At 65.6% G+C, this 25,440-nt stretch carries 20 protein-coding genes and 1 pseudogene; 11 read left to right on the top strand and 10 right to left on the bottom strand.

Features of this window, described 5'->3' with window-relative positions:
* Nucleotides 1-50 precede the first annotated feature (50 nt).
* Nucleotides 51-1,679, top strand: coding sequence for a benzoylformate decarboxylase (gene mdlC, locus H8A95_RS21065; RefSeq protein WP_229184825.1), 1,629 nt, complete (start codon nucleotides 51-53; stop codon nucleotides 1,677-1,679).
* Nucleotides 1,680-1,799: 120 nt separating this feature from the next.
* On the opposite strand, the gene H8A95_RS21060 is transcribed toward mdlC, so the two are convergent.
* Entirely contained in the window at nucleotides 1,800-3,344 is a 1,545-nt protein-coding gene (locus H8A95_RS21060) for a 4-hydroxyphenylacetate 3-hydroxylase family protein (RefSeq protein ID WP_229184824.1), read from the bottom strand.
* A gap of 83 nt (nucleotides 3,345-3,427) precedes the next feature.
* Here H8A95_RS21060 and H8A95_RS21055 point away from each other — a divergent pair, with 83 nt between their 5' ends.
* Nucleotides 3,428-4,048 (top strand): TetR/AcrR family transcriptional regulator, encoded by a 621-nt coding sequence (locus H8A95_RS21055; protein ID WP_229184823.1) that lies wholly within the window; start codon nucleotides 3,428-3,430, stop codon nucleotides 4,046-4,048.
* A 166-nt stretch (nucleotides 4,049-4,214) separates the two neighbouring features.
* On the opposite strand, the gene H8A95_RS21050 is transcribed toward H8A95_RS21055, so the two are convergent.
* Together H8A95_RS21050 and trhA are read right to left on the bottom strand one after the other, a co-directional pair.
* Complete coding sequence (locus tag H8A95_RS21050; RefSeq protein ID WP_229184822.1) at nucleotides 4,215-5,009, bottom strand: SDR family oxidoreductase; 795 nt, start codon at nucleotides 5,007-5,009, stop codon at nucleotides 4,215-4,217.
* 225 nt (nucleotides 5,010-5,234) lie between these two features.
* Nucleotides 5,235-5,930, bottom strand: coding sequence for a PAQR family membrane homeostasis protein TrhA (gene trhA / locus H8A95_RS21045; protein ID WP_229184821.1), 696 nt, complete (start codon nucleotides 5,928-5,930; stop codon nucleotides 5,235-5,237).
* 173 nt (nucleotides 5,931-6,103) lie between these two features.
* Here trhA and H8A95_RS21040 point away from each other — a divergent pair, with 173 nt between their 5' ends.
* Nucleotides 6,104-7,567, top strand: a complete 1,464-nt coding sequence (locus H8A95_RS21040) for a YcjX family GTP-binding protein (protein ID WP_229184820.1) — start codon at nucleotides 6,104-6,106, stop codon at nucleotides 7,565-7,567.
* Complete coding sequence (locus H8A95_RS21035; protein WP_229184819.1) at nucleotides 7,564-8,595, top strand: YcjF family protein; 1,032 nt, start codon at nucleotides 7,564-7,566, stop codon at nucleotides 8,593-8,595. The genes H8A95_RS21040 and H8A95_RS21035 overlap by 4 nt, the downstream gene beginning before the upstream one ends.
* 121 nt (nucleotides 8,596-8,716) lie before the next feature.
* On the opposite strand, the gene H8A95_RS21030 is transcribed toward H8A95_RS21035, so the two are convergent.
* Entirely contained in the window at nucleotides 8,717-10,252 is a 1,536-nt protein-coding gene (locus H8A95_RS21030; protein ID WP_229184837.1) for a glycosyltransferase family 39 protein, read from the bottom strand.
* Nucleotides 10,253-10,479: 227 nt separating this feature from the next.
* Here H8A95_RS21030 and H8A95_RS21025 point away from each other — a divergent pair, with 227 nt between their 5' ends.
* The 5 genes from H8A95_RS21025 (at nucleotide 10,480) to H8A95_RS21005 (ending at nucleotide 14,834) form a co-directional block, all read left to right on the top strand.
* On the top strand, nucleotides 10,480-12,216 hold the full coding sequence (locus tag H8A95_RS21025; protein WP_229184818.1) for an adenylate/guanylate cyclase domain-containing protein: 1,737 nt from the start codon (nucleotides 10,480-10,482) through the stop codon (nucleotides 12,214-12,216).
* Between the two features lie 163 nt (nucleotides 12,217-12,379).
* A complete protein-coding gene (locus H8A95_RS21020; protein WP_229184817.1) occupies nucleotides 12,380-12,607 on the top strand; it encodes a hypothetical protein in 228 nt (75 codons plus the stop codon).
* A 220-nt stretch (nucleotides 12,608-12,827) separates the two neighbouring features.
* Nucleotides 12,828-14,027 (top strand): SorA family sulfite dehydrogenase catalytic subunit, encoded by a 1,200-nt coding sequence (sorA, locus tag H8A95_RS21015; protein WP_229184816.1) that lies wholly within the window; start codon nucleotides 12,828-12,830, stop codon nucleotides 14,025-14,027.
* Nucleotides 14,028-14,038: 11 nt separating this feature from the next.
* Nucleotides 14,039-14,350: a SorB family sulfite dehydrogenase c-type cytochrome subunit gene (sorB, locus tag H8A95_RS21010; protein ID WP_229184815.1), complete on the top strand. Its 312-nt coding sequence runs from the start codon at nucleotides 14,039-14,041 to the stop codon at nucleotides 14,348-14,350.
* Between the two features lie 283 nt (nucleotides 14,351-14,633).
* A complete protein-coding gene (locus H8A95_RS21005) occupies nucleotides 14,634-14,834 on the top strand; it encodes a cold-shock protein (protein ID WP_163149424.1) in 201 nt (66 codons plus the stop codon).
* A gap of 198 nt (nucleotides 14,835-15,032) precedes the next feature.
* On the opposite strand, the gene H8A95_RS21000 is transcribed toward H8A95_RS21005, so the two are convergent.
* The 3 genes from H8A95_RS21000 to H8A95_RS20990 form a co-directional block, all read right to left on the bottom strand.
* Nucleotides 15,033-17,102, bottom strand: a complete 2,070-nt coding sequence (locus tag H8A95_RS21000; RefSeq protein ID WP_229184814.1) for a tetratricopeptide repeat protein — start codon at nucleotides 17,100-17,102, stop codon at nucleotides 15,033-15,035.
* 189 nt (nucleotides 17,103-17,291) lie between these two features.
* Nucleotides 17,292-17,915 carry a hypothetical protein gene (locus tag H8A95_RS20995; protein WP_229184836.1) on the bottom strand — a complete coding sequence of 208 codons (624 nt, stop codon included), beginning with the start codon at nucleotides 17,913-17,915 and terminating at the stop codon, nucleotides 17,292-17,294.
* 121 nt (nucleotides 17,916-18,036) lie between these two features.
* Nucleotides 18,037-18,501 (bottom strand): Lrp/AsnC ligand binding domain-containing protein, encoded by a 465-nt coding sequence (locus tag H8A95_RS20990; protein ID WP_223977468.1) that lies wholly within the window; start codon nucleotides 18,499-18,501, stop codon nucleotides 18,037-18,039.
* A gap of 119 nt (nucleotides 18,502-18,620) precedes the next feature.
* Here H8A95_RS20990 and putA point away from each other — a divergent pair, with 119 nt between their 5' ends.
* Both putA and H8A95_RS20980 read left to right on the top strand, forming a co-directional pair.
* Nucleotides 18,621-21,623, top strand: coding sequence for a bifunctional proline dehydrogenase/L-glutamate gamma-semialdehyde dehydrogenase PutA (gene putA / locus H8A95_RS20985; protein ID WP_229184813.1), 3,003 nt, complete (start codon nucleotides 18,621-18,623; stop codon nucleotides 21,621-21,623).
* A gap of 213 nt (nucleotides 21,624-21,836) precedes the next feature.
* A complete protein-coding gene (locus H8A95_RS20980; RefSeq protein ID WP_229184812.1) occupies nucleotides 21,837-23,042 on the top strand; it encodes a CaiB/BaiF CoA transferase family protein in 1,206 nt (401 codons plus the stop codon).
* 172 nt (nucleotides 23,043-23,214) lie between these two features.
* On the opposite strand, the gene H8A95_RS20975 is transcribed toward H8A95_RS20980, so the two are convergent.
* From H8A95_RS20975 to H8A95_RS20965, 3 genes and pseudogenes are all read right to left on the bottom strand, one after another.
* Nucleotides 23,215-23,379: a hypothetical protein gene (locus tag H8A95_RS20975; RefSeq protein WP_229184811.1), complete on the bottom strand. Its 165-nt coding sequence runs from the start codon at nucleotides 23,377-23,379 to the stop codon at nucleotides 23,215-23,217.
* A 189-nt stretch (nucleotides 23,380-23,568) separates the two neighbouring features.
* Nucleotides 23,569-25,116 (bottom strand): hypothetical protein, encoded by a 1,548-nt coding sequence (locus tag H8A95_RS20970; protein WP_229184810.1) that lies wholly within the window; start codon nucleotides 25,114-25,116, stop codon nucleotides 23,569-23,571.
* 91 nt (nucleotides 25,117-25,207) lie between these two features.
* Nucleotides 25,208-25,440, bottom strand: a pseudogene (locus tag H8A95_RS20965) (hypothetical protein); the annotation flags it as partial.

The raw sequence follows: 25,440 nt of genomic DNA, 5'->3' as shown, positions 1-25,440 counted from the left end.
TTTGCCGCGCGCAATGACGGAACCAAACAAACAGAAATGGGAGCCGCCCGATGTCGTCGCGCAAACCCGCCGCCAGCAAAGGCAAGACCGTCACCGTCAAGGACGCCACCTTCGGCCTGCTGCGCGCATGGGGCATCAAGAAGGTGTTCGGCAATCCCGGCTCGACCGAGCTGCCGTTCCTGAGCGACTGGCCCGAGGACATCGATTACGTGCTCGGCCTGCAGGAGGCCTCCGTCGTCGGCATGGCCGACGGTTATGCGCTGGCGACGCGCAACGCCGCCTTCGTCAACCTGCATTCGGCGGCCGGCGTCGGCAATGCGCTCGGCAACATCTACAACGCCTATCGCAACCAGACCCCGATGGTGATCACCGCGGGCCAGCAAGCGCGCTCGATCATGCCACTGCAGGCCTTCCTCTATGCCGAGCGCGCCTCGGAATTTCCCCGGCCTTACGTGAAATTTGCGGTCGAGCCGGCGCGCGCCGAGGACGTGCCGGCCGCGATCGCACGCGCCTATTACGTCGCGATGCAGCCGCCGTGCGGGCCGACCTTCGTCTCGGTGCCGATCGACGACTGGGCGCATGCGACGCAGCCGCTCGATGCGCGCCAGGTCAGCCGCGAAATCGGCCCTGATGCGGCCGCGATGCAAGCGCTGGCGGCCGCGCTCGGCGAGGCCAAACACCCTGCCCTCATCGTCGGCCCCGCCGTCGATCGTGCCGAGGCGGTCGATCTCATCGTAAAGGTCGCCGAGAAGACCAAGGCCGCGGTCTGGGCCAGCCCGTTCTCGGCGCGCTGCTCGTTCCCCGAGCGGCATCCGCAATTCGCCGGCTTCCTGCATGCCGCGCCGGGCCAGCTCTCCGATGCGCTGCGCGAACACGACCTTGTCGTCGTGGTCGGCGCGCCGGTCTTCACCTTCCATGTCGAGGGCCATGCCGCAATCTTCGACGGCGCGACCCCGATCTTCCAGATCACCGACGATCCCGACGCCGCCGCGATGACGCCGACCGGCCACAGCATCATCGCGACGATGAAGCCGGCGCTGTCGGCGTTGCTCGAGCTGCTGCCCGAGACCAGACGCACCGCACCCGCGGGCCGCATCCTGCCGGCGGCGCCGGCGGCCGGCGATCCGATCCCAGCCGAATACGCGCTGCACGCGCTCTCGGCCGCGATGGGACCGCATGATGCGCTGGTCGAGGAAGTGCCGTCGCATCGCCCGCTGATGCAGAAGGCGATGCCGATGCGTGGCCAGGACAGTTTCTACACCATGGCGAGCGGCGGCCTCGGCTACAGCCTGCCGGCCGCGGTCGGCATGGCGCTCGGCCGCCACGAGGGACGCACGGTCTGCCTGATCGGCGACGGCTCGGCGATGTATTCGATCCAGGCGCTGTGGACCGCCGCGCAACGCAAGCTGCCGCTGACGGTCGTCGTGATGAACAATTCCGGCTACGGCGCGATGCGTTCGTTCAGCCAGGTGATGCAGGTACGCAACGTGCCCGGCCTCGATTTGCCCGGCCTCGATTTCGTCAAGCTCGCCGAAGGCATGGGCTGCGACGCAGTGCGGGTGACGAAATCGGCCGAGCTTCCGGGCGCCTACCAGCGCGCCCTGTCGCATCAGGGCACCAGCCTGATCGAGGTGATGGTCGATTCCGCGGTGCCGCTGCTCTACACGCAGAAGAGCTGAAGGCAATCTCGCGACGTCATTGCGAGCGAAGCGAAGCAATCCATCTTCCCGCAAGCGGAGAAATGGATTGCTTCGTCGCTATCGCTCCTCGCAATGACGGCCGGATGGATTCAACCTTTGCTACGAAAGTGCGTGTTGCTGCTCCAACGCCACCGCCGACGGCGTCGGCACCTCGCAGCCGGTGGCGCAGCAGCGGCCGGGTTGCTTCGACACCCGCTGCCCCTCGTCGACGAGGCCGCGGCCGAGCAGGTTCTCGACCAGCTCGGCCTTCTCCATCACAGGATAGTTGCGCCAGATCTCGCGTTTCATCGCCTCCGGCGAGCCGCCGCCATGCAGCGAGATTACCGAGTACCAGCCGGCTTCGTGCGAGACGGTGAGGTCCTCGATCAACCGCGCCACCTCGGCGCGCTGCTCGGCCGGAATATCCGGACGCCCGCCCATCACGGCGGCGAGCGAAGCGCGCGTCTCGGGATTGTGGTCCTCGTCGGGACCCGGCAGCGCCACGATCAAGCCGCCGGAGACGTAATGTGCGACACGGTGCATGTCGTAGATCTTGGTCGCGAGCAGCAGCTTGCCGATGTTCGAGAACACCGCGTCCGGCATCACCGATCCCGCCGGATCCCTGGTGCAATAGACCGACGACGCGACGCCGCAGGCATAAAAGCTCTCGGTGATGGTGATCAGCTCGACCATCGCCTCGCGGATATGGGCGTGCTTCTCGGCATCGAGCCCGTTGGCCTCGATCATCAGGGCACCGGCGCCGATCAGGAGGTCACCGAAACCGGCGCGCGCACCGATGCAGGAATGCCGGTGATGCGTGGCGTAAGACGTGGTGAGGAAGCCGCCCTCCTCGGTCTCGCCGGCGAGGAACACACGGTCATGCGGCACGAACACGTCGTCGAAGATCACGACGCCGACCGACTGGCCGTACTTCGCCGAGAATTTCGCCGCCGCGTCACCGGGCCGACCGGCCGGCCGCGCAACGATGGTGACGCCGGGCGCGTCGATCGGCACGGCGCAACAGATCGCAAAATCCTTGTCATCGGGCACATGGGTGCGGCACGGCATCACCAGGAATTCGTGCATGTAGGGCGCGCCGGTGACGATCGCCTTGGTACCGCGGATCACGATGCCGTCGGCGCGGCGCTCCTTGATGTGCACATAGACGTCCGGATTGGCCTGCAGGCCCGGGCGCTTGGAGCGGTCGCCCTTGGCATCGGTCATGGCGACGCCGAGCGTCAGGTCCTGGTCCTGCACCTCATGAAGGTAGTTGAGGAAGCGCTGGCTATAATCCGTGCCGTGACGGTCGTCGGTCAGTTTCGTTGACTGATAGAGCCCATTGAGCGCGTCATGGGTGAGATAGCGCTGGGCACAGCCCGATGTCCGGCACACCAGCCGCACCGCCTCGAGCTTGTAGAGCAGGTCCTGCGAGCTCTCATTGATGTGGAGCATGCGGTTGACGGTCTTGCCCGAGGTCGCCTGCCGCGCCGTCATGATCGGCGCGTGCTCGGCGCGATGCGCGAAATCGTAGGTCACGCCGACACCGGCAACGCCCGGCGCCAGCAACGGCTCTTCCGCGACGCTCGCCACCGCCTCGCCGTTGACGAACACCCGCGGCTTGTAGCGGCGCAGGGATTCCCGGTAGTCCGCGGCCGTCATCAGCATGGCGCTTCTCCCTTGCTCATTTGTTTGAACACTGTTAAATTATTGAACACTGTTAGAATCGAGTCAAGAACGGATTCGGCCCGATGCAGATGCGCGAGAGCAGGAAGCAAGCGGTCAGCCGCCACAAGCGGGAGCTGATCCTCGATGCGGCGCGCAGCGTGTTCGCAGAAGAAGGCCTCGAGGGCGCGAGCCTGCGCGCGATCGCGACGCGGGCCGGCTACACGCCGGCGGCGCTGTATTTCCATTTCGATTCAAAGGAGGCGATCTATGCCGAGGTGCTGCGGCAATCGCTGGCCTCGCTCGGCGAAGCCGTCGGCGCCGCGGTTGCGACGACACGCGGCGCCAAACAGATGCTGCACGCGGCCGGCATGGGCTTCTTCCGCTACTACGCGGAGAACCCGCGCGATCTCGATCTCGGCTTCTATCTATTCCGCGGCGGCATGAAGCCGGCCGGGCTCGGCCATGACCGCGACCACGCGCTGAACGCTGCGCTGGAGGCGGCGCTGCATCCGATCGCCGAGGCCGCCGAAGCGCTCGGCGCGTCCAGGCCGAAGGCGAATATGGTGATGGTGGACTGCTTCGCCCACGCAACCGGCCTGCTGCTGTTGCTGCATACCGGCCGCATCAGGATGTTCGGCGCCTCCGCGCCCGATTTGATGGACGCGTATCTGCGCGACAAGATTGCGCAACTCGCGAGGGACTGAAGCCACCTCACGTGAGGATGACACCGGCGGAAGTTTCGTAGCCCGGATGAAGCGGAGCGAAATCCGGGATTCACGCGTGCACGCTCGACCCGGATCACGCTGCGCTCCATCCGGGCTACGGATCCCAAGATTCCGGGTTCGCTTCGCGCCCCGCAATGACCTTCGGTTACTTCCCCTGCGCTTCCCGCATCTTGGCCTGAATCTTGGCCATGCCGCCGATCCAGCGGTCGTAGTTCTCGGTCTTCTTGCGCATGTAGCCGAGCACCTGCGGATGCGGCAGGATCAGGAAGGTCTCCTGCTCGATGCCCTTGAGTGCATCCTGCGCGACCTGCCCCGCGGTCAGATCGCCGTCGCCGGATTGCGGGCCCTTCGGGATCGAGCGCAGCATGTTGGTGTCGACCCCCTGCGGACAGAGGATCGAGACCTTGATGTTGTCGGCGCGGTGCGAGATCGCGAGGTTCTCGGCAAAGCCGACCGCGGCATGCTTGGTGGTGGAGTAAGCGGGACTGCCGACCTGCGACAGCAGGCCCGCGGCCGAGATCGTATTGAGGAAATAGCCCTCGCCGCGCGCCTTCATGCGCGGCACCAGATGCCGCGCCGCATAGACATGCGCCATCACATGAATGGCCCAGCTCCGCGACCACGGCTCGTCCGAGGTGCCGCCGGCATTTTTCGACAGCGGATCGAAGCCGCCGCCGATGCCGGCATTGGAGCAGAACAGCGCGATCGGGCCGAACATGCGCTCGGTCTCCTCGATCACGTGCAGGATGTTCTTCTCCTGACCGACATCGCATTTGAACGCGGCGCCGCCGACCGAGGCCGCGACCTTCTCGGCCGCCGCATGATCGAGATCGACCACCACGACCTTGGATGCGCCGGCGGCGTGGAACGCCTCGCACAGCGCCTTGCCGATGCCATTGCCACCGCCGGTGACCACCACCACTTTACCTGCCACCTGCATGGCCATCCTCCCGATATCTTTGCTTGCACACTGTCGATTTGCTCACCCACCCCTGCGCTTCCCGTCACCCTGAGGAGCCGCGTAGCGGCGTCTCGAAGGGTCGACGGCCACCAGCCTGGCCGTGCATCCTTCGAGACGCGCTACGCGCTCCTCAGGATGACGGTCAGAGGGTTGAATGGGCCCATCGAGAACATGATAGCCCATCCGCTGCGGATGGCGAGAACTTCAGCTCGCCAGCACGACGTCGAACACCGCCGTATAGTGGCAGGCGGCCCCGAGCAGCACGAAGCAGTGCCAGATCGCGTTCTGGAAGCGCAGCCGCCGCCAGGAGTGGAAGATCACGCCCAGGCTGTAGAGGATGCCGCCCGCCAGCACGAAGCCGAGCGCCATCGCCGGCAGCGCCTTGACGACGCGGTCGTAGAGCATGACGCCGCTCCAGCCCATCGCGAGATAAAGCCCGACCGACAGCCGGTCGAAGCGGCCGGGATAGGCGAGCTTCAGCCAGATCCCGACGATCGCCACGCACCACACGCCGACCAGCAGCGCGATCGCGAAATAGCTGTCCTTCAGTTCCACGATGAACGGCGTATAGGTCGCGGCAATCAACAGATAGATCGCGGAGTGATCGAAACGCCGCAGGATCCATTTAGCACGCGACACCGGCCAGAGGTTATAGGTCGCCGACAGCATCAGCATCGCGAGCAGGCCCGCGACATAGACCGACACCACGGCAACATCGAACGGGCCGGCATAGACTGTGGTCAGCACGATCAGCGCGGTGGCGGCAATCAGCCCGAAAGCGACGCCTACGAGATGGACGACGCCGTCGGCGATCAGCTCGGCGCGGTCGTAGTTCCACAACGCGGCGCCGGCCGCGTGGATCGAGGTCGAGGCAAGTTGCTTCAGGCGGAAGACCGTCATGCAGGCTTTCCTGTGGGCCGATGGACGATAGGTCGCGCGGGCAATTCCCTTGCAATCCCTCGCCTGCAAAGGCGCCGGAAATGTGAAGCTTGATTTTGGCCCGATAATCGCCACCTTGCGGGTGATCGCCCGCCCATTTTGGTCCCTCCTGCCGGGTCTTTCCTTAACCCTCCATGCCCCCCAGGTTTCGAGATATCGTCGAGGAAGCGCGTCTCTCGGCGCGGGCGCTGCTCGACTATAGCGAGGGTTTCTTCAACCCGACGGTGCGGCTCGGCGTCACCGGCCTGTCGCGCGCCGGCAAGACCGTGTTCATCACCGCGCTGGTGCATGGCCTGACCCGCGGCGGCCGCTTCCCGGTGTTCGAGGCCTATGCATCGGGGCGGATCGCTCGCGCCTATCTCGCCCCGCAGCCCGACGATGCGGTGCCGCGCTTCGCCTATGAGAACCATGTCCGTACATTGGTCGAGGAGCGGCGCTGGCCGAGCTCGACCACCGACATCTCCGAGCTCCGGCTGGTGATCGAGTATCAGCGGCAAAATGGCGCAGACCGCAAGCTCACCCTCGACATCGTCGACTATCCCGGCGAGTGGCTGCTCGACCTGCCGCTGCTGAACAAGAGCTACGAGCAATGGTCGGCGGACAGCCTTGCGCTGTCGCGCGAGCCGCTGCGCGCAAAACTCGCGGCGCCCTGGCACGCACATCTCACGACGCTGAAGCCCGAGGCCAAAGCGGACGAGCAGGCTGCGCTCACCGCAGCAAGACTGTTCACCGATTATCTGCGCGCCTGCCGCGACGAACGTTTCGCGATGAGCCTGTTACCGCCCGGCCGTTTCCTGATGCCGGGCAACCTCGCCGACACGCCGGCGCTGACCTTTGCGCCGCTCGACGTGCCCGTGGACGAGAGCGCGCCCGACGGCTCGCTGTGGGCGATGATGCGGCGGCGTTACGAGTCCTACAAGGACGTCGTGGTGCGGCCGTTCTTCCGCGATCACTTCGCGCGGCTCGATCGCCAGATCGTGCTCGCCGATGCGCTTGCCGCATTCAATGCCGGCCCCGAGGCGCTGCACGACCTCGAGGCCGCGCTCGCCGGCATCCTCGACTGCTTCCGGATCGGTCGCAGCACGATCGTGAGCGCGCTGTTCCGCCCGCGCATCGACCGCATCCTGTTCGCAGCGACCAAGGCCGACCATCTGCACCACCAGAGCCATGACCGGCTCGAGGCCGTGCTGCGGCGGATCGTGGCGAAAGCCGCCGAGCGCGCCGAATATGCCGGCGCCGACATCGACGTGGTGGCGCTCGCCGCGGTGCGCGCCACGCGCGAGGCGCAGGTTCAGCGCGGGCGCGACCGGCTGCCGTCGATCCTCGGCACGCCGGCGCCGGGCGAAGTCGCCAATGGCGAGATGCTGGACGGTGAGACCGAGGTTGCGACCTTTCCCGGCGACCTGCCCGACAATCCGGAGGAGCTGTTCAACGGCGGATTCCGCGGCCTCTCCAGGTCGGATGCCGAGGCCGCCGACTATCGTTTCCTGCGCTTCCGCCCGCCGAAGCTGGAGCACAACGGCGATGCGGAGCCGGCGCTGCCTCACATCCGCCTTGACCGCGCCCTCCAGTTCCTGATCGGAGACAAACTGCAATGAACGAGAAGACGCCCCCGCGGCGGCCGGCGACGTTCAAGCTCAACGATCCCGGCGTGGTCGTGATGGATCCGGACGCGGCCAGCCGTCTCACCCACGGCACGATCCAGATCGTTCCCGAGGTAGAGCCCGCGCAGCTCCCTGTGCCGGTCGATGCACCGCTGGTGCCCGCGCGCCGCGGCTTTCGCTGGGGCACGCTGTTCTGGAGCGCAGTCGCAGGCCTCGTGGTGCTCGGCACCGGGCTTGGCGTCCTCAATCTGGTCGAGGATCTGTTCGCACGCAACGAAGGGCTCGGCTTCCTCGGGCTGGCGCTCGCCGTCATCGCCACGGTGGCGCTCGCGGTCGTCACTATGCGCGAACTCGTCGGCCTGGCGCGGCTGGCGACCATCGAGAAGCTGCATTTGCGCGCCGCGGAAGTACTGATCAGCGACGACCGCGCCGCGAGCCGGGCTGTTGTCGCCGATTTGCTCAAGCTCGCGCACCGGACCCCGCAGCTCGCCCGCGCCCGCAGCGCGCTGCAGAGCCACACCGATGATATCATCGACGGCGCCGACATGATCCGCCTCGCCGAGCGCGAGCTGATGACGCCGCTCGACGAGGAGGCACGGCGGCTGGTGTCGTCAGCGGCGCAGCGCGTCTCGGTGGTCACCGCAGTCAGCCCGCGCGCGCTGTTCGACGTGCTGTTCGTGTTGGTGGCGAGCTTGCGGATGATCCGACAGCTGGCGCGGCTCTATGGCGGCCGGCCCGGCGCGCTCGGCATGATCCGCCTGCTGCGCCATGTGATCGCGCATCTGGCGATCACCGGCGGCATGGCCGCAAGCGACAGCCTGATCCAGCAGATGCTCGGCCACGGCATCGCGGCGAAACTGTCACAGCGCCTCGGCGAAGGCATGCTCAACGGCCTCTTGACCGCCCGCCTCGGCCTCGCCGCGATCGACGTCACCCGCCCGCTTCCCTTCAATGCCCTGCCGCGCCCCGCGCTCACCGATCTCGCAAAGGACCTGATCCGCAAGCGCGAGGAAGAGGAATAGAGCTCGGTAGCAGTTGCTGCGCCCTCTCCCCTTGTGGGAGAGGGCTACTCAGGCGTTTGCAACGAACTCGCCTGGGTGAGGGGTATCCATCCACGCGCACCGCGCCCGCGGACAGAACCCCTCATCCGGCGCGCAAATGCGCGCCACCTTCTCCCACAAGGGGAGAAGGAAGACGCATCGCCAGCACGCGCCAGCGGAAGAATGTCGTGTCCGGCGGCGGAGACAGATCGGGGGTCCAGCCGCTGATCTTCTCCAGCGCATAGGTGTCCATCACCATGCCGCGCCAGCTCCGGCTCACGCGCTCCAGCGGCTGGCGCACCGCTGATGTCTCGCTCCACAGCGGCAGATTGTTCTCGGGCTCGCGCCCGACATAAATGCCGATGTGATCGCGGATCACGCTCATACCGGGATCGGCAAAGCCCTGGAAGCGGCCGCGCTCGTTGATCTCGATGACCGGCACCCGCCCGCGCAAAAACCAGCGCAGCATCGCAAAGGTGCGATAATCCGTGGTCGCGACCCAGGTCGCGCCGGTCGCCTGCACCTGCGCCAGGGTGCGCGCGGCCACCGCGTCGTATCCCGCCTCGGTGCCGATCGGATCGGTGCGGCCGATCAGATTCCACGGCGCGAACATGTAATAAAGGAAGACGCAGACCACGAATACGATGCCGGTGGAAATCGCGGTCCTTGCCCAATAGACCGTCGATTTGATGAGCCCGATCGACCAGCCCTCGAACGGCATCCGTGTCACGTTGATGGCAACAGTGGCAAAGCCGGCCGGCCACAGAAACATCGGCCAGGTGTCGCCGACCCGGAGCGTCAGGGACTTCCAGAGGAAATAAGCAAACGGCACCAATACCGCGGTCGCCAGCAGGATCGCGACCGGCTCGCGCCTGACAAAGCCGCGCCATGCCGTCAACGCGGTGCCGAACAGCGTCACCGGCAGCAGCACGAAGCCGACCAGGCCGAACTGCATGCCGATGAATTCGCCGAGAGTGCGAAAGGTCAGATCGCGGTCGACGGTGGCGCGCACCGCCTGGAAGCGGAACGAGGCCCAGTCGTGCTCCGCGTTCCAGATCAGCACCGGCGAGAACACGATGATCGCGATCAGCGCGGCGAGATAGGGATATGGGCTGCGCAGCCAGCGCCAGCGCCAGTCCGGCACCAGTGCAAAGGCGAGTACCGCCGGCGCGAACATGACCGCAGTGAATTTCGACAACAGCGACAGCCCGGCGAACAGCCCCGCGGCGAGCCACCAGCGCCCGTCATTGCTTTGCGCGAGACGCACCAGCGACCACAGCATCGCCACTGAAAACGGGATCAGCGCCGTGTCGGGCGCGACCTTGGCCATTAACAACCCGTAATAAAGCGCGGCCTCCGGCAGCAGCAGCGCCAGCATCACGGCGCGGACATTGTTCGATGTCACGCGGCGGACGATGTCGGCGAGCAACAGCTGGGTAGCCAGCATCGCCACGATGCCACCGAGGCGGACGCCGAGATTGGTGTCGCCGAGAACAGCGGTGCCTGATCGGATGAACCAGGCGACCATCGGGGGATGGTCGAGGAAAGAGAGCACGTTTTCCTTCGACCAGGTCCAGTAATAGGCCTCATCGGTGCGCAGATCGAGCGCATGGGCATAGACCAGCCGCATCGCGGTCATGGCAACAATTACGGCGATGACGCCGCGCCAGTCCGGCGCGCGCGAACGGGCCGGTTTAACGCTGTTGTTATCGGCTCCAGGTTTGGCTTGGGCTATCGTCACGGCGCTTTTTGTTCGACTCTTAACGGAGTGTCAACGTTCCGCACCGCCCGCTATCACGGCCCGTCCCGACCCGTGGTGGTGTTCAGCGCGGGAATTAACCACTAGATTTGTCGATCATGAATCACATGGCCTCCCCTTCGCGCGAGCACCTGCAGGAAATGGCCCGCGGCGTCGGCCTGCGGCAGGTCCGCCTGGTCACGGGGGCGATCATGTTCGCCTACCTGATCAGCCATTTCCTCAACCACGCGCTCGGCAATATCTCGACCGAGGCGATGGCGATCGGGGTCCACTACCACGCCAAGTTCTGGCAGTTCCTGCCGGTCGCGATCGTGTTCTACAGCGCCTGCCTGGTGCACACCGCGCTCGGCGTCTGGGCGCTGTATCAGCGCCGCGAGTTCCACTGGAAGGCGATCGAACCGCTGCAGCTCACGCTCGGCCTCAGCGTCCCGATGCTGATCGTCGCCCACGTGGTCGGCGTGCGGCTCGGCCAGACCCTGTACGGGCACGAAAAGCTCTACCCACAGGAGCTGTACACCTTCTTCATCGCCTCGCCGCACCGGCTGTGGGTGATGCTGGCGGTGCTTGTCATCGCCTGGGTGCACGGCTGCATCGGCCTGTATTTCTGGCTGCGGTTGCGCCCGTTCTTCCAGCGCGCCGCGCCGTTCCTGCTCGCCGCGGCCGTGCTGATCCCGACGCTCGCCATGCTCGGCATCTATCAGGGCGGTCGCGCCACGATGGAGGACTATCAGGATGCCGACTGGCGGCGCGAGGAGCTGTCGGTGCAGAAGCTCGGCACGGCGGCCCAGGGGACCACGCTCGAGAAGATCACCGATGACCTGAGCATCGGCTATCTCGGCTTGCTCGGCCTCGTGCTGCTCGCGCGCGGCGCGCGTGCCCTGCTGGAGCGCCGCGGCGGCATGATCGCGCTGTCCTATGGCAACGGTCGCACGCTGCGGGTGCCGAAGGGGCTGAGCGTGCTGGAGGCGAGCCTGCGCTACAACGTGCCGCATGCCAGCGTCTGCGGCGGCCGCGCGCGCTGCTCGACCTGCCGCATCCGCATCATCGGCGATCACGCCAAACTGCCTGAGCCCTCGCCGCGCGAAGCCTTCGTGCTGCACCGGGTCGGCACCGACGATCCGTCGATCCGGCTGGCCTGCCAGCTGCGGCCGACCGGCGACCTGACCTTTTTCCAGCTGTTCCTGCCGCACACGATGTCGGCGAACTCGCACGCCTCCAATCCGACCCGGGTCGGCCAGGAGCGCTATCTCGTCAGCATGTTCGTCGACATGCGCGGCTCGACACAGCTTGCCGAGAAGCGGCTGCCGTTCGACACCGTGTTCATCGTCAACCGCTTCCTCGGGGCGGTGTCGCAGGCGGTGCTGGAGGCCGGCGGGCGGCCCAACCAGTTCATCGGCGACGGCATGCTGGCGCTGTTCGGGCTCTCTACCGACCGGCAGGTGGCATGCCGACAGGCACTGCGCGCCGCGGCACTGATTGCCGCCAATATCGACGAGCTGAACCAGTTCCTCAGCCACGATCTGCACGAGCCGATCCGCTTCGGCATCGGCATTCATGGCGGCGAGGTGATCGTCGGCGATATCGGCTATCGCGACCACATGGTGTTCACCGCGCTCGGCGATGCCGTCAACGTCGCGGCAAGGCTGCAGGACATGACGAAGGCGCTGGCCTGCGAGGCGGTCATCTCCGACGAGGTGCGCGTCACCGCCGGCCTCGCCGACGATGCCCTGCCGGCGCAGGAGGTCGCGATCCGCGGCCGCAACGAGCCGATGACCGTGCGCACGGTCGAGACGACGCGCGTCCTGTCCGCGCTGGTCGACGACCGGCATGCCGTCGCGGCCTGACCGGTTCATCCTCCCCTTTCAGCGAATGTGACCTGCCGCACATCCGAAGCTGCGCTCGGCAGAGATGCTCGAACGCGCCCGCTGCCGGATGCGACTGACTGGCGATGGGTAACACTGCAACCGCGCCGCGACAGAGTTCAACGCGCATCCGAAGGAGACGACCATGCTTCGCAAAGTCACGCTCGCTCTCGCTACCGCCGCAACCCTCGGAGCCGCCGCGCTGGCGCCGACCTCGGCTTCGGCCAAGCCGTTCTTCTGGCATCCGTATCACCATCACTTCTGGGGTGGCCCGGGCATCTCCGTCGGCTTCGTCGATTCCGGCTGCTACGTCACCCGCCTGGTGCTGACGCCCTACGGTTATCGCTATCGCACCGTGAATGTCTGCTACTGATCGAACCGACTGCCTGGAATCGAAATGCCCCGGTCGCCTCATGCGATCGGGGCTTTTCGTTATTGCGATGCAACGCCGGCAACGCTGCGAAAGCTCGATTGACTCGCGGTTGTCAGGTGCGACATTTGTGGCCGCGCGCAGTCCATGATGCGAAGGCGCGCAAGGCAATCTGAGCCTGGTGATGACCAGCTCGGGACAGAACAGCTTCGGAGGAAGCGGAATGCTCGATCGACGAGACTTGATGAAGCGTGCCGGGTTGGCCGCTTTGGTGACGGGGCTGGGATCAAGGGGCGCACTCGCGCTCGACACCGTGACGCTGCCCTTTGGCAATGGCGAACGGCCGCTGGTGCGCTACCCGCAGAAGCGCCCGATGATCGGCCTGACCGCCCGGCCGCCGCAGCTGGAAACGCCGTTTGCAATCTTCAACGACGGCCCGCTCACGCCGAACAACGCGTTCTTCGTCCGCTATCACCTCGCCGGCGTCCCCTACGACCTCGATCCGGACAAGTTCACCCTCGAGATCAAGGGCAAGGTCGACAAGCCGCTGAAGCTGTCATTGAAGGACATCCGCAAGCTGAAGGCTGTCGAGCTCGTCGCGGTCAACCAGTGCTCCGGCAACAGCCGCGGCTTCTTCAATCCCCGCGTCGCCGGCGGCCAGCTCGGCAACGGCGCGATGGGCTGCGCGCGCTGGCACGGCGTGCCGCTGAAGACCGTGCTCGACATGGCCCGCGTGCAGGCCGGCGCCAAGCAGGTCACCTTCAACGGCATGGACGGTCCGGTGATGGAGACGACGCCCGATTTCGTCAAGGCGCTCGACATCGACCACGCGCGCGACGGCGAGGTGATGCTGGCCTGGGGCATGAACGGCGAGGACCTGCCGTTCCTCAACGGCTTCCCGCTCCGCCTCGTGGTGCCCGGCTACTACGGCACCTATTGGGTGAAGCACCTCAACGAGATCACCGTGATCGACAACGTGTTCGAAGGTTTCTGGATGAAATCCGCCTACCGGATTCCGGATACGCCGAACAACGCGGTCGAGCCCGGCACCGCACCGAAGGCGACGATCCCGATCAACCGCTTCACGGTGCGCTCGTTCATTACCAGCGTTGCCGACGGCGCCAAGCTGAAGGCAGGCCACACCATGCTGCGCGGCATCGCCTTCGACGGCGGCAAGGGCATCAAGGAGGTCGCGGTCTCGATCGATGGCGGCAAGAGTTGGACACCGGCGAAGCTCGGCAAGGACCTCGGCAAATACGCCTTTCGCGAATGGAAGCTGAAGGTCGCGCTCCCGGCAGGCCCCTCGGATCTGAAGGTGCGCGCCACCAACAATGCCGGCGACACCCAGCCGATGGACCCGTTGTGGAATCCGGCGGGCTATCTGCGCAACGTCGTCGAAACCGTGCGCGTCACCGCTGCGTGAGGAGAAGCAACATGACCAGCAAGCTGCTTGCCTCCCTCGCCGCGATCGCCATGCTGTCGATCGGCGCTGTGATCGCCGCGCCCGTCAACTACACGCTCCCCGAGGAGACCGCGGCCTTCAAGCCGGGTCCCAACCTCGAGGTCGTGCAGAGCAACTGCACCGGCTGCCACTCGGCGGACTACATCAAGACCCAGCCGCAGGGCGAGAAGTTCAAGAAGGACTTCTGGCAGGCCGAGGTGACCAAGATGATCAAGGTCTACGGTGCGCCGATCGACCAGGCCGACGTCGGCAAGATCGTCGAGTATCTCTCCGCGACCTATTGAGACGCATCGGTCCATCCCCCGCGCGCCGGCCGAAAGCCCGCGCGCGGGCCACCGATCCAGCTTGGGCTCGGTGGAACCGATCTGTTTTTGCAGCGCATCAATTGACCACGAAACAGGCAAACCGGCATCGAATCCCCGCAAAGCGGGTTGTTTCCAGTCAAAAACACACCGTCGTTTGATCTACCCAGCTTTTTCCAAACTGCTATCCTGTGCGGCGCGGACTAGCCGGTTTTTGCGGGGACCGGCTGGTCTGTTTTCGATTGATTCCGCGGAGACGACTGGAATGCCCAAAGGTACAGTGAAGTGGTTCAACCCGACCAAGGGTTATGGATTCATCCAGCCCGCATCGGGCGGCAAGGACATTTTCGTGCATATTTCAGCAGTTCAGAAGGCTGGTCTTCAAAGCCTCAACGAAGGCCAGTCGGTTGAATACGAAGAAATTGCAAATCGCGGCAAGACGTCAGCCGAGAACCTCAAGGTCTAGCGTATCCGCGCCAGATCCAGCGGCGCACTCTCGGACCCGATCCGGGAGTGAGGGCCGATCCCAAATCCACACGACGTGACGTTCGGCGGAGCGGGCACGACGCCCGCGCGCCACGCCCTTGATTTTTTCGGCCGCCATCGCCGGCGTGCCGACGTTTATCCTTTACTTCGGGAACGCGCGCGCTGCCGAGTTGCCGCCTCACAGACAAGTGCCGCCCTGGCCGGTGCCGCACGGCACCCGCTTCGAGAGTTCCTGGACCTTGCGCTTCGACTCGGCCTGCGCCAGCACGTCGAACACGCTCGATGGCGTGAGCTGCGTCGCCTTGCGGAAGTCCTCGGTCGCCTTGTCCGCATGGTTGAGTGCCTCATGCGCCTTGGCGCGGGCGAACAGGCCCTCCACCGTCTCCTTCTGCGCAATCGCCCGGTCGAGATCGTCGACCGCCTTGTCGTAGTTGCGCAGCGCCGACCAGGTGATGCCGCGCAAGGTCAGCGCCGGCTGATAATCGGGCCGCGCAGCGAGGACGAAGTCGAGATCCTTCATCGCGTCATCCGGCTTCTTCAGCCCGAGATAGGCCCGCGCGCGCAGCACATGCGGGAAGGCGTCGTTGGGCGTCCGCGTAACGATCTGGTCGAAGGCGGCGATCGCGCGGTCGTATTGGGAAGAGGTTAGCATCGCGAGGCCGCGGCCGAGTTGGGCCGTGGGATTGTTGGGGCTTCGCTCCAGCACGGCGTTGATATCGACCAGCCCCTCATCGGCACGGCCCTTGAGCATCAGCGCAAGGCCGCGCCACGATTTGGCGATCAAATTGGTCGGCACCAGCGCCAGGGCCTGATCGAAATCCAGCAGCGCCTTGTCGAGCTGGTTGAGGCTGATATAGGCGAGCCCGCGTTCGGTGAAGGCGAGCGTCTCCTTGGCGTTGAGCGAGATCGAATGATCGTAGTCGGCGAGCGCGTCCTGCACCTTGCCGGTGCTGGCCTTGACGAGGCCGCGCGCCAGATAGGCCAGCGAATTGTTCTGGTCGAGCGTGACGGCGCGGCCGGCATCAGCCATGGCCTCTTCGAACTGTCGCGCGCCGGCGGCGTTGAGCGCGCGGAAGGCCAGCAACTGGGGATCGTTCGGCTTGAGCTTGAGCAATTCGCTGAGATCGTTGCGCGCCTCGGCCAGGCGGCCGAGCCGTGAATAGGCCAGCGCGCGCAGGCGCAGCGCAGTCTCGTTGCGGGGATCGCTGCTCAACACCGGGGTGAGGTTGGCGATGGCGCCCGCGTAATTGCCCTGCGCGACGAACTGCTTGGCCTGCTCGACCTGCTGGTTGCCCGCGGCCGGCGTCGCCGGTTGCGGCGCCGTTACGCCGGGAGCCGGCGTCGCCGGCGTTGGAGGCGCCGCACCGGATTTGGCCAGCTCGGCCTGCATCGCGAGCGCCTGCTGGCGCTGCTGCTGGATCTCCTTGTTGTCGGGAAGAACCTTCAACAGCCAGTCGAAGTCGCCGATGGCGCGGACATAGTCGCCCTTGGCGCTGTACAGCTGGGCGCGGGCAAAATAGGCGTTGCGCTCGGTCTGCGGCGCCTGCGCGATCGCGCGCGAGAAATCCTCGATCGCATGATCGATGTCGCCCTTGCGGCGATAGGCCTGGCCGCGCCAGTAGAACGCATTCGGCATGCTTGCGTTGACGGCAATCGCGGTGTTGGCGTCGGCCAGCCCCGCATCGGGCTGTCCGGATTCGACATAGGCCCGCGCGCGCCCGACATGGGCCGCGGGGAGATCCTGCCGCAGCGTGATCGCCTGGCCGTAATCCGCGATCGCATCGGCCCAGGCATGCTGGTCGGCGCGCAGATTGCCGCGCGCCAGGAAGCCGAACGGATTCTTCGGTTCGAGCTCGATCGCGCGATCGAAATCGGCGCGGGCCTGATCGAGGCTGCCCTTGCGCTGCCGAACATAGCCGCGCGCAATCAGTGCCGGCACGAATTGTGGGCTGAGCTGCACCGCCGCATCGGCATCGCTCAGGGCCTGATCGATCTTGTTGCGGGCGATATAGAAGCGCGAGCGGCCCGCAAAAGCCTTGGTCCGCTCCTCTGCCGAGCGTGCGGCATCGTTGATGATGCCCGAGCACGCCGCCTCGGCCTTCTCGGTCGGCGGTCCGCTGCAGTCCTCGACATCGCCCGCGCGGGCCGGGCTGGCCAGCACAGGCGACAGCAGCAGCGCAAGCGCCGGCAACAATGGGAAACGAATGCCGCTGCTGGCAGCATCGACGCAAATCGAACGTGAACGCATGACGTAGCCTCGGGTTGACCGAATGCTGCCCGTGTTAACGCGTCACTTGGCTCTTATGGTGATGGGTGGTGAACGAATTTTTGGAACCATTGAGTGCGGTTCCAGCGTCAAATGACAGAGATCGATATCCCTGCGCAATCAATGGGGATGGAGCGCCACGGAACAGGCGCGGCGGCGACACTCAGCCGCTCAATCTTCCGTCACCCATTTGGCGACGGTCATGACGTCAGGCGGTTGCAGATAGCCGCGGGGCCAGAGATCGACGGCCCATTCCACCTTGGTGGCGCGTTCGAGCAGAACGGCGGTGTTGTGCGGCGTTTGCCCCAACGAGAACCCGCGATAGTGGGGATCGCCGACGTCGTGGAACTTGAACAGATTCCAGGACTGCATCACCAGCATCAGGCTGGTCGTGTTGCGCGTCGTGTCCCAGCAATCGAAATTGTGCTTGTCGTCGTTGGCGCGGAAATCCGCTTTGGCCACGCGCTTGTCGGTACCGAGGATCGGCCCCATCCGGCGGTCGAACCAGATCACGGCCTTTTGCACGGCCGCACGCTCGGCAGCGGCGTTGGCGCGGCCCGTGGCCATGATCTTGCTCAAGGCCGCCCTGTCGGCGGCATTGAAGTCGAGCATCTCGCGGCGCCGGCAGACGAAGCCGTAACAGACGGTCATCGTCGAGGCCGACGGCGGATAGATCGAGACCGAGGTATAGAGCTGCATGACGCCCGAGCTGAGCTCGGCCGCGCGGACCGGCGCCACTGACGGCAGAGAGAGCGTGAGCACGGCAAGCGCGCCGGCAAATCCGGCCCGCTTCATTCGTATCGGCTGATCGGCGTCTTTCATGAACCACTGCCCTACCCTGCGAGACAGGATTATCGCGGGCGCATCACGATGCCAATACATTCGGCGCATGGCTGTGGATCACATCAAACGGCCCTCAACCGACCGGCAGCGGCGCGTCGCGCTTGACTTCCTCCATCACCGCGTAGGTTCGCGTCTCGCGCACGCCCGGCAGCGCCAGCAGCGTTTCGCCGAGAAACCTGCGATAGGCGGTCATGTTGGCGACGCGCGCCTTGACCAGATAGTCGAAGCCGCCGGCCACCATGTGACACTCCAGCACTTCCGGCGCGGTCTGGACCGCTTTGGCGAAGCGCTCGAACACGTCGGGCGTGGTCTTGTCGAGCAGCACCTCGACGAACACCAGCAGGCCGAGGCCAAGCCGGTGCGGATTGAGCCGCGCGCCATAGCCCTCGACGAAGCCGTCGCGCTGCAGCCGCTTCAGCCGTTCGCCGACCGAGGTCGGCGACAAGCCGATCCGCTCAGCCAGCTCCACATTGGCAATCCTGCCATCCCCTTGCAGGATCGAGAGGATTTTGCGGTCTATCTTGTCTATCTCTGTCATATCTACGGAAATATTTGAACTGATCCTTATTTTCTAAGGCAAACTTGCTAATTTGTCTATCGAACTACGGTCCACGGGCGCGTAGGAATTCCCGTGCAATGCTGCCTAAGGAACCGCCCATGCCAGACCCGCTCCCGCCGCCGTTCAGCGCGCCCTACGCACCCGATGACACAGCAATCGCCAGCCGCCTGCGCCATGACGCGAGGCTTGGCGCGGAAGCGGAGGCCCGGATCGATCGCAGCGCGACGCGCCTGATCGAGGCGATCCGGGCGAACGACGATCCGCTCGGCGGGGTCGAGGACATGCTGCGGGAGTTCGCGCTGTCGACCAAAGAGGGGCTGGCGCTGATGGTGCTGGCGGAGGCACTGCTGCGGGTGCCCGACGCGCGCACCGCCGACCAGTTCATCGAGGACAAGCTCGGCCAGGGCGACTTCGTCAACCACGAGACCAAATCCAGCGCGTTCCTGGTCAACGCCTCGGCCTGGGCGCTCGGCATGTCCGCGCGGGTGATCCAGCCCGGTGAAACACCGCAGGGAACGATAGGTCGGCTGACCAAGCGGCTCGGTGCACCGGCGGTGCGCGCCGCGACGCGGCAGGCAATGCGGCTGATGGGCAGCCATTTCGTGCTCGGCGAGACCATCGAGGCGGCGCTGTCACGTGCGCAATCGCAAACGGCGCGCGGCTCGCGCTATTCCTTCGACATGCTCGGCGAAGGCGCGCGTACCGCCGACGACGCCCATCGCTATTTCGAATCCTACGCCCGCGCGATCGAGGCGATCGGCAAGGCCGCCGGCGATCAAGCCCTACCCGACCGACCCGGCATCTCGGTGAAGCTCTCCGCACTGCATCCGCGTTTCGAGGCGGTGAGCCATGCGCGAGTCATGACTGAATTGGTGCCGCAGCTGATCGACCTCGCGCGCCGCGCCAAGGCGTTCGACCTCAATTTCACCGTCGATGCCGAGGAGGCCGACCGGCTGGAGCTGTCGCTCGACGTCATCGCCGCCGCATTCGCCAACCCGTCGCTCGCCGGCTGGAGCGGCTTTGGCCTCGCGATCCAGGCCTATCAGAAGCGCGCCGCTGACGTGATCGACTACATCGATGCACTCACGCGCGCGCTCGACCGCAGGATGATGGTGCGCTTGGTCAAGGGCGCCTATTGGGACGCCGAGATCAAGCGCGCGCAGGAGCGTGGGCTCGACGGCTATCCGGTGTTCACTCGCAAGGCGATGACCGATTTGAACTATGTCGCCTGCGCGCGAAAACTGCTGACGTTGCGGCCGCGGCTGTTTCCGCAATTCGCCACCCACAACGCGCTGACGGTCGCGACCATCCTCGAACTCGCGGACGACCCAACGAGCTTCGAATTCCAGCGGCTGCACGGCATGGGCGAAGCCCTCTACGCACAGCTCGGCGACGACAGGCCTGAAATCGCCCATCGCACCTATGCGCCGGTCGGCAGCCATCGCGACCTGCTCGCCTATCTGGTGCGGCGCCTGCTCGAGAACGGCGCCAACTCGTCCTTCGTGGCGCTGGCCGCGGACAATCGCGTTTCCATCGTCGATCTGCTGCGCCGCCCGGCCGAGATCATAGGCAGCGACAGCAACGCTGCGCACTCCGGATTTCCGTTGCCGGCCGATCTCTATCGGCCGCAGCGCGAGAATTCGCACGGCATCGAGCTCGGCGAACGAAAGGCGCTCCAAACGTTGACGTCGGCGATCGCGGCCGAGCGCAAGGCCTCGCCTGCGATCAACACGTCCACCGCCGAGCAGACGAATGCCGTCATCACGGCTGCGCAGCGTGGCTTCAAGGCCTGGAACGGCACGCCGGCCACACAACGTGCGGCGATCCTCGACAAGGCCGCCGACCTGCTTGAGCAGCGCCGCGCCCACTTCCTCGCTCTGCTGCAAAGCGAGGGCGGCAAGACGCTCGACGACGCACTCTCCGAGGTGCGCGAGGCGATCGACTTCTGCCGCTACTATGCAGCGCTCGGCAAAAAGCTGTTCGGCGAAAGCGAGACGATGCCGGGGCCGACCGGCGAGAGCAACGTACTGGAGCTGCACGGACGCGGCGCGTTCGTCGCGATCTCGCCGTGGAATTTCCCGCTCGCGATTTTCCTCGGCCAGGTGACGGCAGCGCTGATGGCCGGTAATGCGGTGATCGCAAAGCCCGCCGAGCAGACGCCGCGGATCGCAGCCGAGGCTATCGCCCTCCTGCATCAAGCCGGCGTGCCTGAAACGGCCCTGCATCTGGTACAGGGCGACGGCGCGGTCGGCGCCGCGCTGGTCAGCCATCCCGCCATCGCCGGCGTGGTCTTCACCGGCTCCACTGAGGTCGCGCGCTCGATCAACCGGACGCTGGCGGCCAAGGATGGCCCGATCGTGCCGCTGGTCGCCGAGACCGGCGGCATCAATGCGATGATCGTCGATGCCACCGCGCTGCCCGAGCAGGTCGCCGATGATGTCGTCACTTCAGCGTTCCGCTCCGCTGGCCAGCGCTGCTCGGCGTTGCGTCTGCTGTTCGTCCAGGACGACGTCGCCGACCGCATGATCGAGATGATCGCGGGCGCCGCGCGCGAATTGAAGATCGGCGATCCCTCGCAGCCATCGACGCATATCGGACCGGTGATCGATGCCGAGGCCAAGCAGCGGCTGGACGCGCATATCGCGCGCATGAAAAGGGAAGCGCGGGTGCATCTCGCCGCCGAGGCGCCAGCAGGCAATTTCGTGGCGCCGCACATCTTCGAACTGTCGGCGGCAAGCCAGCTCACCGAGGAGGTGTTCGGCCCGATCCTGCATGTCGTGCGCTATCGGGCGGAGCGGCTCGGCGATGTGCTGGCCGCGATCGAGGCGACCGGTTTCGGGCTGACACTCGGCATCCATTCCCGCATCGACGACACCATCGAGCACGTGATCGACCGCCTCCGGGTCGGCAACATCTATGTCAACCGCAACATGATCGGCGCAGTCGTCGGCGTGCAGCCGTTCGGCGGCAGCGGCCTGTCCGGCACCGGCCCCAAGGCCGGCGGCCCGCACTACCTGACGCGCTTCGCCACCGAGCAGACGATCACGATCAACACCGCCGCTGCCGGCGGCAATGCAGCGCTGATGGCGGGCGTGGAGTAGGTTTACCGTCTTTGCGAGGAGCGAAGCGACGAAGCAATCCATCTATCCCCGAGTCGAGGTATGGATTGCTTCGCTCCGCTCGCAATGACGTCTCAACAACCCGTTGCATCGCGCCCCCGAGATGGGTCAAATGGCGGTCTGATCGGGATCATCGCACACGATAATTCCAGCTACCGGAAAAACACCAACAAGCGCCACGGGAGCGACGGCACGATGGAAAAAGGCATTTTTGACGGGCTCAAGGTCCTGGACTGCGCGAGCTTCATCGCGGCGCCTGCGGCCGCCACCGTGCTGTCCGACTTCGGCGCCGACGTCATCAAGATCGAGCCGCCCGGCACCGGTGACCCCTACCGCAATCTGCCTAATCTGCCCGGCTATCCCGCGAGCGAACACAATTTCGCGTGGATGCTGGAGGCCCGCAACAAGAAGAGCCTCGCGCTCGACCTCACCAAGCCGGAGGCGCGCGAGGTGCTCTACAAGCTGGTCGCCGAGGCCGACGTGTTCATCACCAACATGCCGCCGCAGGTGCGCGCAAAACTCGGCATCACCCACGATCATCTCGCCCACCTCAACGACCGGCTGATCTACGCGTCATTCACCGGCTATGGCGAGAAGGGCGAAGAAGCCAACAAGCCCGGCTTCGACTCCAACGCCTATTGGGCCCGCTCCGGCCTGATGGACCTGGTGCGCGCCGACGAGGACACCACGCCGGCACGTTCGGTCGCCGGCATGGGCGACCACCCCTGCGCGATGGCGTTCTACGGCGCGATCGTCACCGCGCTGTTCCAGCGCGAGAAGACCGGCAAGGGCTCGCACGTCTCGACCAACCTGATGGCCAATGGCGTCTGGGCCAACGGCGTGCTGGCGCAGGCCAAGCTTGCCGGCGCCAAGTTCAAGAAGCGCAAGCCGCGCGAAGAGGCGCTGAACGCCGTCACCAACCACTACAAGTGCAAGGACGGCCGCTGGCTGATCCTGTCGCTGCTCAATGAAGACCGGCAATGGCCGACGCTGGCACGCTGCATGGGCCGCGAGGATCTCGTCGCCGATGCGCGCTTCGCCACCAAGGCGGACCGCCATGCGCGCTCGGTCGAGCTGATCAAGATTTTTGACGAAGTGTTCGCCAGCAAGGATCTCGCCGAATGGCGCAAGATCCTCGACGGCAATGGCCTGGTGTTCGGCGTCGTCGGCATCCTCGACGACATCCCGAACGACAAGCAGATGATCGAGAACGAGGTGCTGGTGCGCTTCGAGAACGACACCATGCTGACCATCAACAGCCCGATCTTCATCGACGGCGCCAAGAAGGTACAGCCGCGCAAGCCGCCCGAGGTCGGCGAGCACTCCGACGAGATCCTGCGCCAGGCCGGCTACGACGAGGCCACGATCCAGAAGCTGCGCGCGTCCGGCGCGGTGGCGTAGGCGCCAAGCTACGCGGGTTGCCCTCCCTCGCCCCGCTCTTGCGGGGAGAGGGCTGGGGTGAGGGGCTTCCTTCCGCAAACATAGATGGAGGAGAGACCTGTACCCCCTCACCCGGATCGCATCTGTTGATGCGATCCGACCTCTCCCCGCAAGCGGGGCGAGGTAAGAATCTTCACCGCGTCATCCAGGCCCAGACGATGGCCACAACGATGATGCCGATGACGACCGCAAGCCCGATCGCCCAACTGCTGACGCGGACGGCGCTGGCCGCCTGACGTTCGGCCTCGTTGGCCGCGATCTCGCGGTTGCGCTGCTTGTTGTCCTCGGAAGCACTCATCGGGCCAGTCTCCGGTCAAGAGCTGTCAGGTCCAAGAGCATGGTTCGGAAAAGTGCGAAGCGGTTTTCCGAAAAAGATCATGCTCAAACAAGAAGCTAAAGCGCGATGTCGAAATCTCATCGCGCTTTAGGCAAGCGACAGTGTAGCATCAAATAATGACGCGGAGACGCTTCGGTTCCGGCTGGCGGATCAGCGCCCCTTCACGAAGCACATGCCCATGCGGGTGGTCTTGCCCGCGACTTGGCACGCGAGCCCTTCGGCACAGGTCCAACCGCGGAAGCTGCGGTCGGTTTCGGTCTGCTTGGCGCCCGGCAGATAGCAATGCGCGCCCCAGCCGTCGCTGTATTCGGTGCCGGCGAGCTCGGCGCTGCCGCGCGATTGCGGCCGGTTGGAGAAGCCGCGCGAGAAGTCCGGCGCCTTGCCGTCGCGGAAGCTCGTGAGGATATCGCGGCGGCGAGGCTGATCGCCGAAGAAATGCGGCGAGGCCGGCACCACGGTGGAGTTCGACGGCTTCGCCGCCATCCAGTCGACGCCGGGAAAATGGAAGCCGCCGATGCCGCGGGTCTGGTGACAGCCGGCGCAGGTGACGTCGTTGAGCCGGCGCTCGAAGCCGGCCAGCGACTGGATGTTCTGCAGCTTCGTTCCGTCAGCCGCGGCCTTCTGCAAGGCACCGACGACGTCGTCTCCCGAGAACACCGCATTGCCGGCCGTCCCCTCGCCCTGCACCAGGCCGAACTCGGGCTCGAGGTCGCTGACATCAAAACCGATCGGCGTCGGCGCAACCGCTGACGTTGCGAGGAAACGATCGGGGATCAGCAAGGTGCCGCGATCGAATTCGGCAAAATGCCTGGGATCGAGCAGCCACGCCTTGAAGTCGCGCTTCAGCCCCTCGTCGGCGAGAATGCGGTCGCGATCGATCTGGTTCTCCAGCGGCGCCTCGGCAAAGCGCCTTGCAGCACCGTCATAGTCGAACACTTTCAGCAGATAGTCCGTGCGGAAGTCGCGCACCGCGGATTTCGGCGCGTGAGCGATCTGCAGATTGGTCTCGATACGATCGACATTCCGCGCATCGATCAGGCCAAGCGGACCATCCTTGCCAAGCAGTTTCTCCATCACCGGCCGTGCACTGCCGGTCGCGAGCCAACGCCGCGCGACCTCGCGGCAGGTCAGCGACGCGTCGTTGCCGTCGCCCTTCGCCTTCAGCACCAGGTTCAGCGTCATCGGCAGCCGCTGCGACACCGCGTTCTCGCCGATCAGCGGCACATCGGTGCGGGTCAGCCGGTAGACCAGCCGGATCTCGCCGCAGTCTTTCGGCGCCACATAGGCGCGGTCCATGCGGTTGGCGATGCCGGCGAGCACGAAGCGAACGTCGGGGGATTCGAACAGCGCACGATCGAACAGCTGAAACGCAAAGCCGTCGCCGACGCCGATGCTCTCGTTCGGCAGGCTTGCATGATGCTTTGTGACATAGCGATCGAATTCGCGATCGAGCGCCGCACGCACCGGCTCCATCGCCGGCAACCCGAACAGCTCGCGGTTGGACAGCGGCGCATCGGCGGAGCGTTCCGGCGCAAGCATCCGTCCCAGGCCGAAGCGGCCATGATCGAGCTCGCGCAGGATCGCGGGATCGATCACCGCCGCACCGCGCTCGAGCGCGCGATCCTCCGTGGCACGTGCAGACACGGCGCCGCAGAACAGGACGGACATCACCAGGAGGCATTTCAGCGCACGGCTCATGCTCCCACTAACACCGCGCCGCAAACCCTATTCAAGAAAAAAGGCGCTTCACATCGCGGTGAAGCGCCTTGGTGTTGTCGTGTTTCGGAAATCAACGCGAAACGATCAGGCCCTTGCTGGTGACGACCACCCAACGGCCGTCCTGCTTGCGGATGGCGTCGACGCGGCCAAGGCCGGGGACGGGATCGCCGGCATAGACCTCGTAGATGCCGCCACGGCCCTCGATGAGTGCGCCACCATTGCCGACGTCGCGCAGTGCCCAGCCGTCAACCACCGGCATGCGGCCAACCTCAGGCCTGGGGGCGGCCGGTGCAGCCGCGGCAG

It is taken from the genome of Bradyrhizobium oropedii (genome assembly GCF_020889685.1).
GTDB lineage: Bacteria > Pseudomonadota > Alphaproteobacteria > Rhizobiales > Xanthobacteraceae > Bradyrhizobium > Bradyrhizobium oropedii.
This window is presented reverse-complemented; position numbering and strand designations above follow the sequence as displayed.

Excerpts from the sequence above, each read along its gene's own strand:
- H8A95_RS21005 (WP_163149424.1), top strand. The coding sequence starts at position 14,634 with ATGCCCAAAGGTACAGTGAAGTGGTTCAACCCGACCAAGGGTTATGGA.
- H8A95_RS20975 (WP_229184811.1), bottom strand. The coding sequence starts at position 23,379 with ATGAGTGCTTCCGAGGACAACAAGCAGCGCAACCGCGAGATCGCGGCC.
- putA (WP_229184813.1), top strand. The coding sequence starts at position 18,621 with ATGCCAGACCCGCTCCCGCCGCCGTTCAGCGCGCCCTACGCACCCGAT.
- H8A95_RS21055 (WP_229184823.1), top strand. The coding sequence starts at position 3,428 with ATGCAGATGCGCGAGAGCAGGAAGCAAGCGGTCAGCCGCCACAAGCGG.
- H8A95_RS20980 (WP_229184812.1), top strand. The coding sequence starts at position 21,837 with ATGGAAAAAGGCATTTTTGACGGGCTCAAGGTCCTGGACTGCGCGAGC.
- mdlC (WP_229184825.1), top strand. The coding sequence starts at position 51 with ATGTCGTCGCGCAAACCCGCCGCCAGCAAAGGCAAGACCGTCACCGTC.
- H8A95_RS21060 (WP_229184824.1), bottom strand. The coding sequence starts at position 3,344 with ATGCTGATGACGGCCGCGGACTACCGGGAATCCCTGCGCCGCTACAAG.
- H8A95_RS20970 (WP_229184810.1), bottom strand. The coding sequence starts at position 25,116 with ATGAGCCGTGCGCTGAAATGCCTCCTGGTGATGTCCGTCCTGTTCTGC.
- H8A95_RS20990 (WP_223977468.1), bottom strand. The coding sequence starts at position 18,501 with ATGACAGAGATAGACAAGATAGACCGCAAAATCCTCTCGATCCTGCAA.
- H8A95_RS21030 (WP_229184837.1), bottom strand. The coding sequence starts at position 10,252 with ATGACCGCGATGCGGCTGGTCTATGCCCATGCGCTCGATCTGCGCACC.
- H8A95_RS21020 (WP_229184817.1), top strand. The coding sequence starts at position 12,380 with ATGCTTCGCAAAGTCACGCTCGCTCTCGCTACCGCCGCAACCCTCGGA.
- H8A95_RS21050 (WP_229184822.1), bottom strand. The coding sequence starts at position 5,009 with ATGCAGGTGGCAGGTAAAGTGGTGGTGGTCACCGGCGGTGGCAATGGC.
- H8A95_RS21000 (WP_229184814.1), bottom strand. The coding sequence starts at position 17,102 with ATGCGTTCACGTTCGATTTGCGTCGATGCTGCCAGCAGCGGCATTCGT.
- trhA (WP_229184821.1), bottom strand. The coding sequence starts at position 5,930 with ATGACGGTCTTCCGCCTGAAGCAACTTGCCTCGACCTCGATCCACGCG.
- sorA (WP_229184816.1), top strand. The coding sequence starts at position 12,828 with ATGCTCGATCGACGAGACTTGATGAAGCGTGCCGGGTTGGCCGCTTTG.
- H8A95_RS20995 (WP_229184836.1), bottom strand. The coding sequence starts at position 17,915 with ATGAAGCGGGCCGGATTTGCCGGCGCGCTTGCCGTGCTCACGCTCTCT.
- sorB (WP_229184815.1), top strand. The coding sequence starts at position 14,039 with ATGACCAGCAAGCTGCTTGCCTCCCTCGCCGCGATCGCCATGCTGTCG.
- H8A95_RS21025 (WP_229184818.1), top strand. The coding sequence starts at position 10,480 with ATGGCCTCCCCTTCGCGCGAGCACCTGCAGGAAATGGCCCGCGGCGTC.
- H8A95_RS21035 (WP_229184819.1), top strand. The coding sequence starts at position 7,564 with ATGAACGAGAAGACGCCCCCGCGGCGGCCGGCGACGTTCAAGCTCAAC.
- H8A95_RS21040 (WP_229184820.1), top strand. The coding sequence starts at position 6,104 with ATGCCCCCCAGGTTTCGAGATATCGTCGAGGAAGCGCGTCTCTCGGCG.